Annotated in this window: 17 protein-coding genes; 13 read left to right on the forward strand and 4 right to left on the reverse strand. The window is 63.9% G+C overall.

Features of this window, described 5'->3' with window-relative positions:
• The first annotated feature begins 349 nt into the window (after positions 1 to 349).
• Both XI02_RS06970 and XI02_RS06975 read left to right on the forward strand, forming a co-directional pair.
• Positions 350 to 1,303: a hypothetical protein gene (locus tag XI02_RS06970; protein WP_172648727.1), complete on the forward strand. Its 954-nt coding sequence runs from the start codon at positions 350 to 352 to the stop codon at positions 1,301 to 1,303.
• A 687-nt stretch (positions 1,304 to 1,990) separates the two neighbouring features.
• The gene (locus tag XI02_RS06975; RefSeq protein ID WP_172648726.1) at positions 1,991 to 2,698 is read left to right on the forward strand and encodes a L,D-transpeptidase; all 708 of its coding nucleotides are present in this window, start codon (positions 1,991 to 1,993) and stop codon (positions 2,696 to 2,698) included.
• A gap of 132 nt (positions 2,699 to 2,830) precedes the next feature.
• On the opposite strand, the gene XI02_RS06980 is transcribed toward XI02_RS06975, so the two are convergent.
• A complete protein-coding gene (locus tag XI02_RS06980) occupies positions 2,831 to 3,706 on the reverse strand; it encodes an SDR family NAD(P)-dependent oxidoreductase (protein WP_172648725.1) in 876 nt (291 codons plus the stop codon).
• A 102-nt stretch (positions 3,707 to 3,808) separates the two neighbouring features.
• On the opposite strand from XI02_RS06980, the gene XI02_RS06985 reads away from it, so the two are divergent.
• From XI02_RS06985 to XI02_RS06995, 3 genes are all read left to right on the forward strand, one after another.
• Positions 3,809 to 5,032 (forward strand): Rieske 2Fe-2S domain-containing protein, encoded by a 1,224-nt coding sequence (locus XI02_RS06985; protein ID WP_172648724.1) that lies wholly within the window; start codon positions 3,809 to 3,811, stop codon positions 5,030 to 5,032.
• Positions 5,033 to 5,104: 72 nt separating this feature from the next.
• Positions 5,105 to 5,461, forward strand: coding sequence for a non-heme iron oxygenase ferredoxin subunit (locus XI02_RS06990; protein WP_016841853.1), 357 nt, complete (start codon positions 5,105 to 5,107; stop codon positions 5,459 to 5,461).
• Positions 5,458 to 6,696, forward strand: coding sequence for an NAD(P)/FAD-dependent oxidoreductase (locus XI02_RS06995; RefSeq protein ID WP_172648723.1), 1,239 nt, complete (start codon positions 5,458 to 5,460; stop codon positions 6,694 to 6,696). The genes XI02_RS06990 and XI02_RS06995 overlap by 4 nt, the downstream gene beginning before the upstream one ends.
• Positions 6,697 to 6,713: 17 nt before the next feature.
• Here the strand turns inward: XI02_RS06995 and XI02_RS07000 are convergent, their stop codons facing one another.
• The gene (locus tag XI02_RS07000; protein ID WP_172648722.1) at positions 6,714 to 7,307 is read right to left on the reverse strand and encodes a MarR family winged helix-turn-helix transcriptional regulator; all 594 of its coding nucleotides are present in this window, start codon (positions 7,305 to 7,307) and stop codon (positions 6,714 to 6,716) included.
• A gap of 211 nt (positions 7,308 to 7,518) precedes the next feature.
• Between XI02_RS07000 and XI02_RS07005 the strand changes: the two genes are divergently transcribed.
• Positions 7,519 to 8,718, forward strand: coding sequence for an ABC transporter substrate-binding protein (locus XI02_RS07005; RefSeq protein WP_172648721.1), 1,200 nt, complete (start codon positions 7,519 to 7,521; stop codon positions 8,716 to 8,718).
• A 24-nt stretch (positions 8,719 to 8,742) separates the two neighbouring features.
• On the opposite strand, the gene XI02_RS07010 is transcribed toward XI02_RS07005, so the two are convergent.
• The gene (locus tag XI02_RS07010) at positions 8,743 to 9,720 is read right to left on the reverse strand and encodes a LysR family transcriptional regulator (RefSeq protein WP_172648720.1); all 978 of its coding nucleotides are present in this window, start codon (positions 9,718 to 9,720) and stop codon (positions 8,743 to 8,745) included.
• Positions 9,721 to 9,938: 218 nt separating this feature from the next.
• On the opposite strand from XI02_RS07010, the gene XI02_RS07015 reads away from it, so the two are divergent.
• The 5 genes from XI02_RS07015 to pcaG are packed head-to-tail and all read left to right on the forward strand — an operon-like array spanning position 9,939 to position 13,769.
• Positions 9,939 to 11,165, forward strand: a complete 1,227-nt coding sequence (locus tag XI02_RS07015) for an ABC transporter substrate-binding protein (RefSeq protein WP_172648719.1) — start codon at positions 9,939 to 9,941, stop codon at positions 11,163 to 11,165.
• Positions 11,162 to 11,869: a nitroreductase gene (locus tag XI02_RS07020; RefSeq protein WP_245163882.1), complete on the forward strand. Its 708-nt coding sequence runs from the start codon at positions 11,162 to 11,164 to the stop codon at positions 11,867 to 11,869. The genes XI02_RS07015 and XI02_RS07020 overlap by 4 nt, the downstream gene beginning before the upstream one ends.
• A gap of 14 nt (positions 11,870 to 11,883) precedes the next feature.
• Positions 11,884 to 12,423 carry a DUF4863 family protein gene (locus XI02_RS07025; protein ID WP_172648718.1) on the forward strand — a complete coding sequence of 180 codons (540 nt, stop codon included), beginning with the start codon at positions 11,884 to 11,886 and terminating at the stop codon, positions 12,421 to 12,423.
• Positions 12,424 to 12,464: 41 nt separating this feature from the next.
• The gene (gene pcaH / locus XI02_RS07030) at positions 12,465 to 13,166 is read left to right on the forward strand and encodes a protocatechuate 3,4-dioxygenase subunit beta (RefSeq protein ID WP_172648717.1); all 702 of its coding nucleotides are present in this window, start codon (positions 12,465 to 12,467) and stop codon (positions 13,164 to 13,166) included.
• Positions 13,167 to 13,769, forward strand: a complete 603-nt coding sequence (gene pcaG, locus XI02_RS07035) for a protocatechuate 3,4-dioxygenase subunit alpha (RefSeq protein ID WP_172648716.1) — start codon at positions 13,167 to 13,169, stop codon at positions 13,767 to 13,769.
• Positions 13,770 to 13,914: 145 nt separating this feature from the next.
• On the opposite strand, the gene XI02_RS07040 is transcribed toward pcaG, so the two are convergent.
• Entirely contained in the window at positions 13,915 to 14,067 is a 153-nt protein-coding gene (locus XI02_RS07040) for a hypothetical protein (protein ID WP_172648715.1), read from the reverse strand.
• Between the two features lie 413 nt (positions 14,068 to 14,480).
• On the opposite strand from XI02_RS07040, the gene XI02_RS45965 reads away from it, so the two are divergent.
• Positions 14,481 to 14,630 carry a 2-keto-3-deoxygluconate permease gene (locus XI02_RS45965; protein WP_244980798.1) on the forward strand — a complete coding sequence of 50 codons (150 nt, stop codon included), beginning with the start codon at positions 14,481 to 14,483 and terminating at the stop codon, positions 14,628 to 14,630.
• Between the two features lie 11 nt (positions 14,631 to 14,641).
• Complete coding sequence (locus tag XI02_RS07045; RefSeq protein ID WP_244980797.1) at positions 14,642 to 15,520, forward strand: 2-keto-3-deoxygluconate permease; 879 nt, start codon at positions 14,642 to 14,644, stop codon at positions 15,518 to 15,520.
• The last annotated feature ends 5 nt before the right edge of the window (positions 15,521 to 15,525 follow it).

Below are 15,525 nucleotides of genomic sequence, written 5' to 3' on the forward strand. Positions count from 1 at the left end.
CGTTGTTTGGCTGCGTCGTCCCTGCGATTGATGCGCGGACATCGGCCTATTCTCGACCGGTCCAACCGTTTTCTGGTGCTGCGCAGGCGGCGGTTGCCACGGTCATCTCCGCCAGTTCCGTCATGAGCTCGCGTCAAACGCAGTCACGATTGGGCTGATCAAGCCCGGGGGACGGCAAGAGCCTCGATCGCCTTCCCGCAACAGCTCACGCCTGCTTTTTTCCCCTGCCGCCAAGCTGCGGCATTCCTCGCGATAAGACAAAAAAGCGGGCTTGTCGCCGTCCTCCGCTGGCGCTCTGGGCCTTAAGTTACCGCTACGACTGTTGCTGCCCGATGGGACGAGTGTCGACGTGCTTGATTACGAACCGGCGGGCGAGGATTACAGACTCACGGTCTCGGCGGGCAGACGAAAACTGCAGCGTAAGGCCTCCGCGCTTCCGGCCGGCACTGCCGATGCTCGAAGTGGCGAGGTGATCGACGATCCGGTTCAATTCTTCCGGCGCGCGTGGTGTACCGCAGCATGCACACGCCATGGCGGCTGGCGGCTCCAGGATCTGATCACCGCTCTTCCGATTGAAGGGGTAGGACCGGCCACGGCCGCAAAATTATCTGCGGCGCTAGGGAGCTGGGCGCGCTTCCTGGCGGCGTTGGAGCAGCTGCGTAATATCGACGTACCAGACTCTCGCGACGAGCTCGTTGATGAGCAGATGGAGCGCGCGTATCGAGCTGGACTTGGAGAGGTGGGGTCTCGAAACCCGATGGCTGCCCTGCCGGGTTCGGTCGTCCTGGTCACTGATCTCGGCAAGGTCAAGCTCGGTGCGGTCTACCCCGAACCATTGCAGACGTTGATCGACTCGGTTGGCCCGCAGAAGTGGCAACTGTTGCGCCAATGGGCCGATTCTCCGACGCGTGAGCGGGCCGCCGCGGAGCTTTTAGCGTTCGGCAAGCCGCTCCCGAACGAAACGAGCGACCCGAAGCGACCTGTCGATGGCAACGCGCTGAGCCGGGCGCAAAACTCCATTCCGAACTTCGACAAGCTGGGCGAGACGGCACCGTTCTATATCGAGTACGAGGGAGGCAAGCAGCCGCGACCACGATTGGTCAAACTCATCTCTGCCCATGTCGATCGCAGCCTCGTGCCGGTATTACACTGCTTTTCGTACGACGATGATGCCGAGCGTCACTTCAGACTTGATAAGATCAACGCTGTTTTCGACGAGCGGGGCAACATCCAGCCGTTGAGAGCCTTCTGGGAACGGACATTGGGCATCGAATGGGGGCCGCCAGCCAAGGGGGACCAATAGTTTGCGCGAATCACCCCTCCGGTATTCCGGCCAAGCGCAGGCCTCGTAGAGGCGCCAGTGCGGCGCGGGAGGCGGGGTTCGCTCTGTGCGCCGTCTCGGAAGCGGCAGGCTACGTTTGACCAGGTCGCGCGGAAGCGCCTGCCGCCCGCGACTCCGTTCTCCGTCGGCGGGAAAGCGGTGGATCTTCCGCCTATTGTCGCAATGCAAGTTCGCCCGATGCCCCCGCGAACTTGCGCATGAACGAAGAGAGCACGTATCTGGTGCGGTTTCTGGTGTGGCGGTCACAGTAGGGGCGATGAGAACCCATTTAGACATTGATCTCATTGGTGGGCCGGCAGGACACGCCAGCAACCAGACGTTATGGGCGGTGGGGCTAACCTGAGCCAAAACGCGCGTATTGCGCGGGAAATGCACCCAAACTCGTTGCTTGCGCCGTAACTCTTTGAAATCACGCAAAATAGGCCCGCCCTCCGAGCGCACCATAAACTCACGTTTGGCTTCGAAGGCGCCGGCCACGACATGGATAGAAATGGCCGCAGCTGCCTGCTCCCAGGCGACAGCCAAAGGGCCATCTGTTGGTCAAGAAGGTTCAACCTCGAATGACGAAGAACTTTTTCTCCTCCCTCCCTATCCCGTATGCCAAACTCTGGTCCGGCCGTACAACGGGACAATGGAAAATCCGAAATCATGATCATGGATCGTGGAATTGCCGACGCCGGTGCGGTGGGTGAGGGGGCTCTGCCCGCGCTTCGGTCGCGGCCTCTCAACCGCCGGGCGTTTCTGTTCGGCTCCGCTGCTGGTCTCGCTGCACTGGGCCTGGCCGGTTGCGCATCCGACTACATGAGCCTGGCCGAGGCGGAAAAAGTCTACGGGCCCGTGCCGAACGAGAAATTCCCGATCCCTGCGGTCGATGTTAGTAAGGTCGATCCGAAATATTTTCGCAAGACAGTGCGCTATGACAGCAATGAGGCGCCCGGTACGATTATCGTCGATCCCAGCAAATACTATGTTTACCGCATCGAAGGCGAGGGAAACGCGACCCGCTATGGCGCCAATGTCGGCCGCGATGGATTCCGGTGGAGCGGCGAGGCTTATGTCGGGCGCAAAGCCGAATGGCCTACCTGGACGCCACCTAAGGAGATGATCGCGCGCCAGCCGGAGGCGGGCAAATATGCTCGCGGCATGCCGGGAGGTCTCGACAATCCACTTGGTGCCCGCGTGCTCTATCTCTATCAAAATGGGGTGTACACGCTTTACACGATCTATAGCACCAGCGCCCCCGAAACGATTGGGAACGGCATTACGAGCGGCTGTACCGGCCTCCTCAGCCAGGACATGATCGACCTCTATGCGCGAACGCCCGTCAATACGAAGGTGATCGTGCTGCCGGCATAGGCGACCGCGTCGGCCGCCGGTCCAGGCGAAGCCGGTGATGACGGCGAGCGACAGAAGGTGCCAGTTGCGTTCCGCGAATAGGCCCGAAGTTGCGATGGCAATGCGCATTTGCGTTGTGTCTCTCTGCGGATCTCAGGTCATGGCGCTTGGCTTGAACACGGAGAGCGGCGCAGCATCGCGGCTCGGCGGGGGCGGGACCTTGCCGTCGATATCGGTGAAGCCGTATTCGGCCGCCAACTCCGAGGCGAGCAGGATCTGACCGCTCTTGGCCATCACGTCAGGATCGCCGGCGAGTGCAGCCACCGCGCGCCCGGCGAACACCGGCGTCTCGCCGCGTTCGGCGATCAGTTTGGCGAGCGCCAGCGGCACGCGGTCGGGCTGCACCGCAAGCTTCTCGCTCTTGATGTAGCCGGGCCAGATCGAGACGGCGGCGATGCCAAACGGCTGCAGCTCATGAGCCATGTCGCGCGCCATCCGGTCGACGCCCGATTTCTGCACGCCGAACGGAACGTTGAACGTGTACCGAATGCCGCCCCCGGACGATGTGTTGACGATCAGGCCGCGCTTCTGCGGCAGCATCAGCGGCACCGCCAACTGGCTGGCGACGAAATGCGAGCGCAGGCCGACGCGATGCATGGTATCCCATAGCGAGGCCGGGACCTGCCAGAACGGGACATTCACCGGCATCACATTCGGCGCCGCGAACACATTGTTGACGAGCACGTCGAGCCGGCCGTGGTCGCGCCGGATCAGGTCGAAGACTTCTTGCACCGAGTCGTCGTCGGAGTGATCGCATAGCAGGCCGATGCCGCGGCCGCCGGCCTCGTCGATCGCGGCGATGGTCTCGTCGAGCGAACCCGGCCATTCCGATCCGCCGCTGTTGCGGGTGCGCGCCGTCACGATCACCGTCGCACCGGCCTCCGCGAGGCCGATCGCTACGCCCTTGCCGACCCCGCGGCTCCCTCCCGTCACCAGCGCGATGCGATCCTTGAGGCGTCCCTTGGTCATGATCTCTCCCAACATGGCTTCTTTGGAAGATAACTTGACAACAATCTTCCTAGGAAGATAGTAAGCCGGAACGTCGAAAGCGTCAACCAGGGAGGTTTCGCGATGGTCACGAGGGAAGAGAACGAATTGCTGTGCCGCGTCACGGGCGATGCGCCGATGGGACGGATGCTGCGGCAGCATTATTGGCTGCCGGCCGTTCTCTCGGTGCGCGTCCGCAAGGGAGAGGCGCCGGTTCGGGTCAAGCTGTTCGGCCGCAACTTCGTGGCGTTCAGGGGCAAGGACGGCTCGGTCGGCTTCCTCGACGAGGCCTGTCCGCACCGCGGCGCGTCGCTGGCGCTGGCGCGGATCGACGACTGCTCGTTGACCTGCCTGTTTCACGGCTGGAAGATCAATGTACAGGGCGAGGTGCTCGACGTTCCCAACGAGCCGAACAATCCAAAGGAATTCGCCAAGACCGTGAAAGCGAAAGCCTATCCGGTGCGCGAAGGCGCCGGGCTGATCTGGGTCTGGCTCGGTGAGGGCGCGGCGCCGCCCGCGCCCGACTTCGAGTGGATGGATCTGCCGCCGGATCAGGTTTACGCGGCCGGCATCGAGCTCAATGCGAACTGGCTGCAAGGCGTAGAGGCCACCATCGATTCCTCGCATGTCGCGCTGTTGCACCAGAGCTGGACCGCGACCTCGTCGAGCGACTTCGGCGCGACCCGCGTCAACACCAAAGTCGCTTACGAATTCGATAAGAAGTCCTATGGCTTCCGGGCCGCGGCGCTGCGCACCGCACCGGACGGATCATGCCTTGCCCGCGTCACCGAGTTCGTGATGCCCTACTATGGCCTGATCGCGCCGATCTTCTCCGGACCGCAGCAGGATCGCACCGCGATCATCGCGGTGCCGATCGACGACGAGAACCTGATCCAGTGGTACATCTTCTACAATCCCCAGAAGCCGGTGGATTCCTGGCGCAAGGTGCAGCGCGCCAACCAGTGGCCGATGGCCGGCGGCCTGCCGGGCGATCAAAGCAACAATTGGGGGCAGAACCGCCAGATCATGGATGCCGGCAACAGCACCGGCTTCCATGAGATCGTCATCGAGGATTTCGTTGTCATGGTCAGCATGGGTCCGATCGTCGACCGTTCGCTGGAATATCTCTGCTCGGCGGACCAGGCGATTGTCAGGGTGCGCCGCCAGCTGCTCGACGAGGTGCGCGGCTTCATGAACGGCAAGGCGCCGAAAAGCGGCCAGAGCGAGTCCATGTCCTACAAGGACATCCGCGCGGTCGGCGGCCGGCTCGCCTCCGCTGCCGAGGATTGGCGGCAGATTCCCCGCTGATCGGATCGTACGCGCAGGACGCGGGCAGCGTGCCCGCGTCCCGTCCCAGCTTCAGCGCAGGAGATTCACCTCATGACCTGGCACCATCTATGCGCCGCCGCGAAACTGTCGGAAGGGGAGCCGCTGGGCTTCTGGGTAGGCGAGCGTCGCATTGCGCTTTACAAGGTCGACGACGATGTCTTCGCCACCGACGACGTCTGCTCGCACGCGTTCGCGCTGTTGTCGACAGGGTTCCTCGAAGGGCATGTGATCGAATGCCCGCTGCACGGCGCGATGTTCGATGTCCGCGACGGCAAATGCCGGTCGAGCGCTTACAGGGATATCGAGGCGTTCAAGGTCGAGATCCGCGACGGCGAGGTCTATGTGCAACTCGACGGCGGCGCTGCTCTGAAAACTGCCGGTGATGGCGGTGCGGACGTCGAGCTGTGAGCGGCCTTGTCGTCATCGGCGCCTCCTATGCCGGCATTCAGGCCGCCCTCACCGCGCGTGCAGCCGGCTATGCCGAGCCGGTGACCGTGATCGCCGAAGAGAGAGCGCCGCCATATCAGCGGCCGCCGCTGTCAAAGGATTTTCTGCTCGACGAGATCAGCGCGCAGGCTCTCTTGATGCACGACGAGGCTATTTTCTCCGACAACAGGATCGAGCTGTGTCTTGGCAACCGCGTTGTCGGGATCGATCGCAGTGCCGGCCGGGTCGTGTTGGCCGGCGGCGCGGTGCTCGACTTCGAGCGCCTCGTCATCGCCACCGGCTCGCGCGCGCGCAGGATCGCGGTCCGCGGCGCCGAACTCGACGGGGTCTGTTATCTCAGGTCGATCGCCGACGCCGCCGACCTCAAGGCGCGGCTCGGCCACGCCCGCGAGATCGTGATCGTCGGCGGCGGCTTCATCGGGCTCGAGGTGGCGTCCTCTGCGGCGAGGCTCGGCAAGAAGGTGACGGTGATCGAGGCCGCGTCGCGGCTGCTCGAGCGGGCGGTCTCTCCGGTGGTGTCGCGCGTCCTGCTCGATCGTCACGTTCGAGCGGGCGTCGCGGTGAAGTTCGGTACGGCCGTTTCGGCAATGATCGGCGATGGCGGACGGGTTGCGGCGATCGAGCTGAACGAAGGCGTGCGTCTCGGCGCCGACCTCGTCGTGGTCGGCATTGGCGGCATCGCCAATGATGAGCTCGCCATTGGCGCGGGGCTCGATTGCACCAATGGCATTGTGGTGGATGAGCACGGCCGGACGGCATGCCCGGGTATCTATGCCGCCGGCGATTGCGCCAATCACTACAGCCGGTTTGCGCGGGGGTGGATCAGGCTGGAGTCGGTTCAGCACGCGCAGGACCAGGGACGGGCAGTCGGACTTGCGATCGCGGAAAGCCATGAGCCCTATGACAGCGTGCCACGGTTCTGGTCGGATCAACACGATCTCAAGCTTCAGATCGTCGGGCACTCGGCGCGCAGCGACCGGAGCGTGATCCGCGGCGCGATCGAAGCCGGCAGGTTCTCTGCCTTCAACTACCGGCAGGGCAAGCTCGTCGCAGTCGACAGCATCAACAATCCCACCGACCAGATGGTGACGCGGCGCCTGATCGCTGCGGGCATTTCGCCGACGCCGGAGCAGGCGGCAGACAGCTCATGCGATCTCAAATCGCTGCTGAAGGCCGGCAACAAGGCTGTCGCATGATGTCGCCGGCGGCAGAGCTAATCCGTCGTCGCAAGCCGCCCGGATTTCTTCGGTGCTTTCACGGCTCTGACCGCGAGCAGCTTGCGCAGGCAGCGATCGAGCATGGCGAGTTCCGCCTTGGTCAGTCCGCTCGCCTCGGTCACGCCCTCGACGACCCGCGCCACCTCGGCAATGCCGCGGTCGGCGGTCGCAAGCCCCTTGGCGGTGAGGCGGACCAGCTCCGAACGGCCGTCGTCGCTGGCCGAGACGCGCAGGACGAAGCCGCCTTCCTGGAGCCGGGCCACGCGCTTGGTCATGGCACCCGACGTGACGAGGAGGGCGCGGAACAGGTCGGTCGGGCGCAACTCGTACGGCTTGCCCGAGCGCCGGAGCGCCAGCAGGACGTAGAGCTCGCCGGTTTGCAGGCCGACGGCCTTCGCTATGTCCTGCAGGCGCATTTCGTGCAGCTGGTTGACGCGCTCCAGCCGCAACAAGGTGCAGGCGGCGGCGAGGTCGAGGTCGGGGCGCTGCGCGAGCCAGGCGGCCTCGATGTCGTCGTAAAGGGTGCTGTCGGACGTGGGCGGCTGCTTGATCGCAGGTTCGGCGCGGCGTGACACGCTGCTTTTCTTCATTTCCTTCCAGTCCCCTTCGTCCCGCGCCAAGGGCGCCGGCACCATGCATCCGCAATCTAACACCGTCGAATTGGCGTGTCGCCCCGCAAGTTCCTGCGATCGCTTCACACAAGCGCATCGCTCCGCGGAGCGGCCGTTTGCCACCTTTCGTCGAGGTTGACAATTATCTTCCTAGGAAGAATATTTCGGGTAAGAAACAGGGGAGGAGCGTATGCGCGGACTTCGCGCTCTCGTCATATTCGCGGCCTTGGTCGCGGCCTGCGGCTCGGCCGGCGCTGCCGAGACCGAATTGATCCTTGGCCAGACCATGCCTTATAGCGGGCCGTCGTCGGCCCTGAGCGCCGTCGGCAAGGTGCAGACCCGCTATTTTCAGATGATCAACGATCGCGGCGGCATCAATGGCCACAAGGTCAAGCTGATCTCGCTCGACGATGGCTACAGCCCTCCGAAGGCGGTGGAGCAGACGCGCAGACTGATCGAGAATGACGAGGCGGTCGCGATCTTCGGCAGCATGGGAACGGCGCAGAACGCCGCGGTGCAGAAATATCTCAACGCCAAGAAGATCCCTCAGCTGTTCGTGTTCGCGGCCAGCGAGCGCTTTGCCGATCCGAAGACTAGCCCCTACACGATCTCGGGGATGACGCTGTTCAGCACCGAGGCTGCGATCTACGCGCGGCTGGTGGCCGAGCACACGCCCGGTGCGCGCGTCGCCGTGCTGTACCAGAACGACGACTACGGCCGCGAATATCTCCGCAGCTTCAAGGCCGAGCTGGCGCGGCTCGATCCCAAGGCCGAGATCGTCGCAGCGTCACCCTACGAGGTCACGTCGCCGACGGTCGATTCGCAGGTCGTTGCGCTCGCCAGCACCAACGCCAACGTCTTTCTCAACGCATCGACCGGCAAGTTCACCTCGCAGGCGATCCGCAAGGCCGGCGAGCTCGGCTGGCATGCGCAGCAATTCCTGCCGATCGGCAGCAACTTCGTGCCGACGATCCTCAAGCCGGCCGGGCTCGAGAACGCCAAGGGCGCGATCTCGGCGACGCCGACCAAGTCGGTCGGCGATCCCGAATGGGCCAACGATCCCGCCTATCTGGAGTGGCTGGCCTTCATGAAGAAGTACTATCCCGAGGGCGATACCGAGGATCAGCTCAACTTCACCGGATGGAACGTCGCGGTCCTCATGACCAGGGTGATCGAGGCCTGCGGCGACGATCTGTCCCGGCAGAACCTCATGAAGCAGGCCACCGCGCTGAAGAACCTTGCGCTTCCGGGCCTGATCCCGGGCATCACCGTCAACAGCAGCCCGGACGATTATCGCCTGATCACCTCGCTGCGGCCGCAGCGGTTCGACGGCGAGCGCTGGGTGCCGATGTCAGGGGCCATGGCCGCGCAAGGAGATGCGGGCCGATGATCGCAGTTGGACCGTGGCCGGCCGCTAGCGGCCGCGCCTGAGTTGTTCGGTGGCGCGCCGGAGCACCTCGTGAAGCCATTCGTGCGAAGGTTCGTGCTCGACGCGTTCGTGCCAGAGCAGCCGAACCTCCACGGGCGTCGTGGTGTAGGGCAGTTCATAGGTCGCGATCGCATGCGCCTGCTCGAGCGCACGCGCCAGCGGCCGCGGAACGATGGCCGCAAGTTCGGAATCGACCAGCAGTGCCGGCAGCGCGAGGAAATGCGGCAGCGAGACCGCGATCCGCGGCGGCTTGTCGCTGTCGGACAGCGCCCGTTCGAGCGCGGGGCGGTCGTACATTTCCGAGCGCCTGGCGAGCCCGCGCTCGGAGATGAAGCCGCCGATCGCGCCCTCTTGCTCGCCGCCAAAGGACACGACGACCAGCGGCAAGGTCGCGAGCTTTGCCTTGTCGAGCCGGCCAAGCTTGCGCTTTTTGCCGACGATCAGCACATCGTCATATTCGAACAGCAGCGCCGTACGGAAGCGGCTCGGCGGAGACGAGAACACGCCGATCGCGACGTCGATGCGGCCGAGGTCGATTTGCTCGGCAAGATCAATCCGGGTCACCGGCTTGATGGTGAGGTCGATCGCCGGAGCTTCCCGGCTCAGGATCTTCAGGAGCGGCGGCGCCAGTACCATCGTCGTAAAGTCGTTGGCGGCCAGCGTGAATGGCTTGGTCGAGACCGCCGGAGCAAAGGTTGGCAGTTCGACCGCGGCCTCCAGCGATCGCAGCGCCTGGCGAACCTGCGGGGCCATCGTCAATGCGCGGGCCGTCGGCTGCATGCCGGTCGCCGTGCGCACGAACAGCTCGTCGTCCAGCATTTCGCGCAGCCGCGCCAGCGAGTGGCTGACGGCGGACTGGCTCAGCGCGACCTTTTGGCTGGCTCGCAGTACGCTGCGCTCTTCCATCACGGCGTCGAACACCTTGAGCAGATTCAGGTCCAATGTGTTGAAGGAAACGGACACGATGAGAGCCCCGTCTGCAGCGGATCGCGCGCCTCGGCAGATTCTTGCGATCGCGCGCAGTTAAGGCCAGACGCCCGGCGGATGCAACGGATTGCCCGAGCGCGCGTCGCCGCCGTCAGCGATCTGAAGGCGGTTCAGGATCATCCTGCGAGACTTTCACTTCCGTACCGTGGCGTTCTGGCCAACATTGCCGCCGCCGGGTTGGGAGGAGAACAACGATGAAGGCCTGGGTAAGATCAGCTCTGAGTGTCGCGGGAACGTTGTTCGGACTGGCGCTGACTCTCGCGACGGCGACGTCGGCGAGTGCTCAGAACGTGCCGGTAAGGCTCGGCGTGCTGACCGACATGTCCTCGCTCTACGCCGACAATGGCGGCCAGGGCTCGGTCGTCGCGGTGCAGATGGCGGTCGACGATTTCAAGGGCAGGGTGCTCGGGCGGCCGATCGAGATCGTCGCGGGGGATCATCAGAACAAGGCCGATATCGGTTCGGCGATCACTAGGCGATGGCTGGAGAATGAGAACGTCGAGGCGATCCTCGACGTACCGAATTCCGCGGTCGCGCTGGCGGTGCAGGGCATCACACGCGACAAGAAGAAGCTGTTTCTTGCCACCGGCGCCGCGACGTCCCGGCTGACCGGTGACGAATGCTCGCCGACCGGTATCCACTGGACCTACGATACCTACGCGCTGTCGCAAGGGACGACGCGGGCGATTTCGCGTCTCGGCGCCAAGTCCTGGTTCTTCCTGTCGGCCGACTACTCGCTCGGTGCGCAGCTCGAGGCCGACAGCCGCAAGGTGATCGACGCCACCGGCGGCAAGGTGGTCGGCGCGGTCAAGCACCCGATCAACACACCCGATTTCTCGTCTTTCCTCCTGCAGGCGCAGGCCTCCAGGGCCGACGTGATCGCGCTCGCCGGCGCCGGCGGCGACTTCATCAACGCCGTGAAGCAAGCCGGCGAGTTCGGCGTGACGCGCGGGCAAAAGCTTGCCGGCCTGATCGTCTTCATCGCCGACATTCACAGCCTCGGGCTGCAGAGCGCGCAAGGCTTGATGCTGAGCTCCGCCTTCTACTGGGACCTCAACGACGAGACGCGTGCGTGGTCGAAGCGCTTCATCGAGAAGACGAAGAAGGTGCCCACCATGATCCATGCCGGCACCTATGGTGCGGTCATGCACTATCTCAAGGCAGTTGAAGCCGCCGGCACGCTTGATGGGCCGACGGTCGCGGCCAAGATGCGCGAATTGCCGGTCAACGATTTCATGACCCGCAACGGTAGGATCCGTCCCGATGGCCGGCTGGTCCGCGACATGTATTTGTTCCGCGTCAAGTCGCCGGAGGAGTCGAAGTACCAGTTCGACTACTACCAGCTGCTGGCCATGATCCCGGGCGAAGAGGCCTTCAGACCGATGGAGGAGGGCGGATGCTCGCTCGTGAAGAAGTCATGATTGACCGTGATATGGCGTGCGGAGCCGCGCGCAATCCGATCGACGAGGTGATCGCCGGCCGGCTGTCGTGCCGCGAGTTCTCCGGCAGTCCGGTCTCCCGATCGACCATCGAGCAGATCCTGCGCGTGGCGCGGTTCGCGCCGAGCGGCGCGAACATTCAGCCCTGGCACATCTACGTGCTCGCCGGCGCCGCCAAAACCGAGGTGTCCGCTGCGCTCCTGCATGCGTATGAGAACGAGCCGAGCGAGCACGTCTCCGAATATCAATACTACGCCACCGCTTTCCCCGAGCCATATCTCGGCCGTCGTCAGGAGTTCGGGCGATTGTTCTACTCCTCGCTCGGGATCGCTCAAAGCGATGCTGCGGCGAGGAGCCGGCAGACCGCGAAGAACTATTCGTTCTTCGGCGCGCCGGTTGGATTGATCGTCACCATCGATCGGCGCCTCGCCTTGGGAAGCTGGCTCGATCTCGGCATGTTCATCCAGAACGTAATGCTGGCAGCGGTGGGACGCGGGCTGCAATCGTGTCCGCAGGAAACTTTCGCCAAGTACCACCGGATCTTGCGTCCGGCTTTGTCGATCCCCGCGGAGCAGATGGTGGCCTGCGGGATCTCGATGGGCCACCCCAAGCAGCAGGCGAGAGCGCGGCTGATGCCGCGCGCCGATCTGGAAGCCTTTGCCTCCTTCAAGGGTTTCGAAAATTAGACCAGGAGAGAATCATGGGAAGCCGTGAACAGCTGATCGAACGCAGCATTCCGTTTCTGCGCGAGGTCAAGGACATGACGCCGAGCGCGGCGATGGAGCGATGGCTCAACGAGACCTATGGCGAGGACAGCGCGCTCTATCAGGATCTCGCGCGTCTCATCAAAATGGGAGTCGAGGAGGGCTGGGCCGCGAACCAGGAGGTGGAAGGCCCGAACTATCGGCGCAGCCGCATCCTTGAGCCGGTCCCCGAAACCTTTCAGTTCAGCATCACGGCCGTTTACATGAACAGCGCCGATCCGCGCCGCTTCAAGGACGAGGACGATCATGACGTGTTGCGCGGGCAGTATCACGGCCATCCCTATGGCGAGCTCAACCTCGTCGTTCCCCTCGAGAAGGGCGCCGAGTTGAAGGGGCTACAGGGCTGGCAGGGGCCGGGCTGGACCGCGCCCGATCCCGGCAGCCGGCATTATCCCGAAGTGAGGGGCGGAGCTGTCATCGCCCTGTTCTATCTGCCGGCCGGGCGCATTTCGTATGACTTCAAGGCGCCGGCCTGACGCCGGGCAAATGCGGACCAGCGTCGAACTGGAGCAAGCCCATGACGTTGATCTACCCGGTCGCTTCGAACCGCGTCCATCCCGCGCGTCTGTCTCCGGCGTATCGAAGCGCGATCAAGCGCGCGCCGATCAAGCCGCTGATCCCGATGCGGCACACGCTCTCCGAGCTGACCGGGCCGGTCTATGGTCACGAGACCGTGCGTGCGCACGACAACGATCTCACCATCCAGGCCAAGGGCGAGCCGCTCGGCGAGCGCATCATCGTGCACGGTCATGTGCGCGACGAGGACGGCCGCGGCGTGCCGAACACGCTGGTCGAGCTGTGGCAGGCCAATGCCTGCGGCCGCTACATCCATGTCGTTGACCAGCATCCGGCGCCGCTCGATCCGAACTTCACCGGCGCCGGTCGGGCCCAGACCGATGCCCAAGGCTACTATAAGTTCACGACCATCAAGCCCGGCGCCTATCCCTGGGGCAATCACCACAATGCGTGGCGGCCCGCGCATATCCATTTCTCGGTGTTCGGCCATTCCTTCATCTCGCGTCTCGTCACGCAGATGTACTTCCCCGGCGATCCCTTGTTCCCGTTCGATCCGATCTTCAACTCGGTGACCGACGAGAAGGCGCGGGCGCGGATGATCTCGTCCTTCGATCTCGAAAACACCAAGCCGGAACGGGCGCTGTGCTACCGCTTCGATATCGTGCTGCGCGGGCGCAACGCCACGCCGATGGAGACCAGGTAAGTGGCAAACCAGCGTCCTGATGGAATCACCCCCTCGCAGACCGTCGGCCCCTACTTCAAGTATGGCCTGACGCCGAACGGCGAATATGCGTGGAACGACGCCTTCAGCAACAACCTGCTGACGCCTGACGTCTCGGGCGAGCGCATCCGCGTCGAGGGGACGGTCTATGACGGCGACGGCGTCGTGATCCCGGACTGCATGCTGGAGATCTGGCAGGCTGACAGCCAGGGCCGCTTCTCCGATCCGCAGGACAAGCGCGCGCTGCCGAATTCGTCCTTCAAGGGTTTCGGCCGCGTCGGCACCGACAAGAGCGGGGGTTATGCCTTCGACACTATCAAGCCGGGTGTGGTGCCGGATGCCGACGGCAAGCCGCAGGCGCCGCACATCGTGCTCGCGGTGTTCGCCCGCGGCATGCTGCTGCATCTCTACACAAGGATCTATTTCGACGACGAAGCCGGCAACGCCGGCGATTCCGTGCTGGCACTGGTGCCGTCCGATCGCCGCGCCACCTTGATCGCCAAGCGCAAGGCCAGTGCGGGCAAGGTTTACACGTTCGACGTGCATCTGCAGGGCGACAACGAGACGGTGTTCTTCGACGTCTAGCAGCAGTGGTTCGTGGGGCGCGAGATCACCGCGTTGGCTCTCACGCTTGTCGTTCACGGCCACGAAAGCGCAGGTCCTTTTAACGACAATTCGCGGATAGACGTTGCACCTATCAGCCGAAGATCGCGAACGATCTCCGACCGCATCAGCGACGATCTCGAAAGACCAAGCCGGATACGGCGCACAGGTGCTGGCGGCGTTCGAGGATGCCGGGATCCGAGCCGTTGCCTATGACCGCGCCGACCCTTTCGCGGCGCGTCGCGGTGGCGCGTGAAATGGCGGTGCCGGTGATGGCCATCGTCGGCGGGTGTGAGATGAGGGACGGGACGTCCGGGTAAGCCTGCGCGAGCGCGACGACTTACAGGCCGACGTTCCGCTGGCCGAGGCGGTGTCCCGCCTGCAGGCGAGGGCCCGGCCGGCACCCTTGCGGCCGAAGCATGCGACAGTCGCGGCTTCGGTGGATGTTGCCCCAAGCAAGCGTTTCGAGCATCTGTGCGATGAGCACCGTGCCCAACCTCTCATGACCCAATTCCCTGGCATTCTCCCACAAGCAAAATCAATCTGACGGAGCGAATGATCAATTTTGCGCAAAATATGCAATATGTCTTGAGTACTGCGTGATATGAGCATATACGGCCGGCGTTTGCTCGTTTTTATAGCAAAAACGCGCAAAATGATCGGAAGTGCGCGGTGTGCGGGAGGACAACAGAAATGCAGGTTCCAATTAAGCGGGCGATCGAGAGCGTGCCGGGCGGGATGATGGTGGTCCCTCTGTTGGTCGGGGCGCTTATTGCCACCTTCTTTCCCGATACCCCGAAGTTTTTTGCTCCTTCACCGGCGCACTGTTCTCTGGCGCGCTGACAATTCTCGCCGTGTTCTACGTTTGCATGGGCGCGAGCATCGACTTCCGCGCCACCCCCTACATTGTGAAGAAGGGCGGCACCCTGCTGATCGTGAAGGTTGGCGTGGCCGTTGCCCTCGGCGTGCTCTTCGGCCGCATTTTGGGGGAGACGCCGGTCGCAGCTGGCATGTTCGCGGGTGTCTCGACGCTCGCGATCGTCGCCGCCATGAACGACACCAATGGCGGTCTCTATATGGCGTTGATGGGCCAATATGGACGTCCGCGTGACGTCGGCGCCTATACCATCATGTCGCTGGAGAGCGGTCCTTTCCTCACTATGATCACTCTGGGCGTCGCCGGCCTCTCGGCATTTCCATGGCAGACCCTCGTGGGCGCTATCCTGCCTCTGGTGGTGGGTATGATCATCGGCAATCTCGACAGGGAGATGCGCGACTTCCTGAGCCGCGCGGTGCCTGTGATGATCCCGTTCTTCGCCTTCGCGCTCGGCGCCGGCCTCGATCTGTCGAAGGTCTGGCAGGCCGGCCTGCTTGGCCTCGGCATGGGAGTGGCCGTGGTCATTGTGACCGGCATCCCGCTGTTCTTCGCCGATCGCATCACCGGCGGGAATGGTGTCGCGGGTGTTGCGGCGGCCTCGACGGCCGGTAATGCGGCGGCCGTCCCGGCGATTGTCGCCGCGGCGAATCCAGCCTATGCGGACGCGGCGCGGCCTGCGACTATCCTCGTCGCGGCGTGCGTCGTGGTTACCGCAATCCTCGTGCCGATCGTCACCGCCTGGACAGCCCGCGTTGTTGGTCGCGACGTCGAGGAGCCTGCAGAAGAGAACAACGCGGCTTCTGCCGGCAAGATGACCCCCGCGGCGCGCTCGGTTGTCACTGAGGCAAGTCACTGAGGCAA

The sequence above is a fragment of the Bradyrhizobium sp. CCBAU 21365 genome (assembly GCF_015291305.1).
Taxonomy (GTDB): Bacteria; Pseudomonadota; Alphaproteobacteria; order Rhizobiales; family Xanthobacteraceae; genus Bradyrhizobium; species Bradyrhizobium elkanii.

Coding starts and splice junctions, on each gene's coding strand:
- XI02_RS06980 (WP_172648725.1), bottom strand. CDS start 3,706: ATGACCAAGGGACGCCTCAAGGATCGCATCGCGCTGGTGACGGGAGGG.
- XI02_RS45965 (WP_244980798.1), top strand. CDS start 14,481: ATGCAGGTTCCAATTAAGCGGGCGATCGAGAGCGTGCCGGGCGGGATG.
- XI02_RS07015 (WP_172648719.1), top strand. CDS start 9,939: ATGAAGGCCTGGGTAAGATCAGCTCTGAGTGTCGCGGGAACGTTGTTC.
- pcaH (WP_172648717.1), top strand. CDS start 12,465: ATGACGTTGATCTACCCGGTCGCTTCGAACCGCGTCCATCCCGCGCGT.
- XI02_RS07020 (WP_245163882.1), top strand. CDS start 11,162: ATGATTGACCGTGATATGGCGTGCGGAGCCGCGCGCAATCCGATCGAC.
- XI02_RS07005 (WP_172648721.1), top strand. CDS start 7,519: ATGCGCGGACTTCGCGCTCTCGTCATATTCGCGGCCTTGGTCGCGGCC.
- XI02_RS07025 (WP_172648718.1), top strand. CDS start 11,884: ATGGGAAGCCGTGAACAGCTGATCGAACGCAGCATTCCGTTTCTGCGC.
- XI02_RS06975 (WP_172648726.1), top strand. CDS start 1,991: ATGATCATGGATCGTGGAATTGCCGACGCCGGTGCGGTGGGTGAGGGG.
- XI02_RS06990 (WP_016841853.1), top strand. CDS start 5,105: ATGACCTGGCACCATCTATGCGCCGCCGCGAAACTGTCGGAAGGGGAG.
- XI02_RS07040 (WP_172648715.1), bottom strand. CDS start 14,067: ATGGCCATCACCGGCACCGCCATTTCACGCGCCACCGCGACGCGCCGC.
- XI02_RS06985 (WP_172648724.1), top strand. CDS start 3,809: ATGGTCACGAGGGAAGAGAACGAATTGCTGTGCCGCGTCACGGGCGAT.
- XI02_RS07000 (WP_172648722.1), bottom strand. CDS start 7,307: ATGAAGAAAAGCAGCGTGTCACGCCGCGCCGAACCTGCGATCAAGCAG.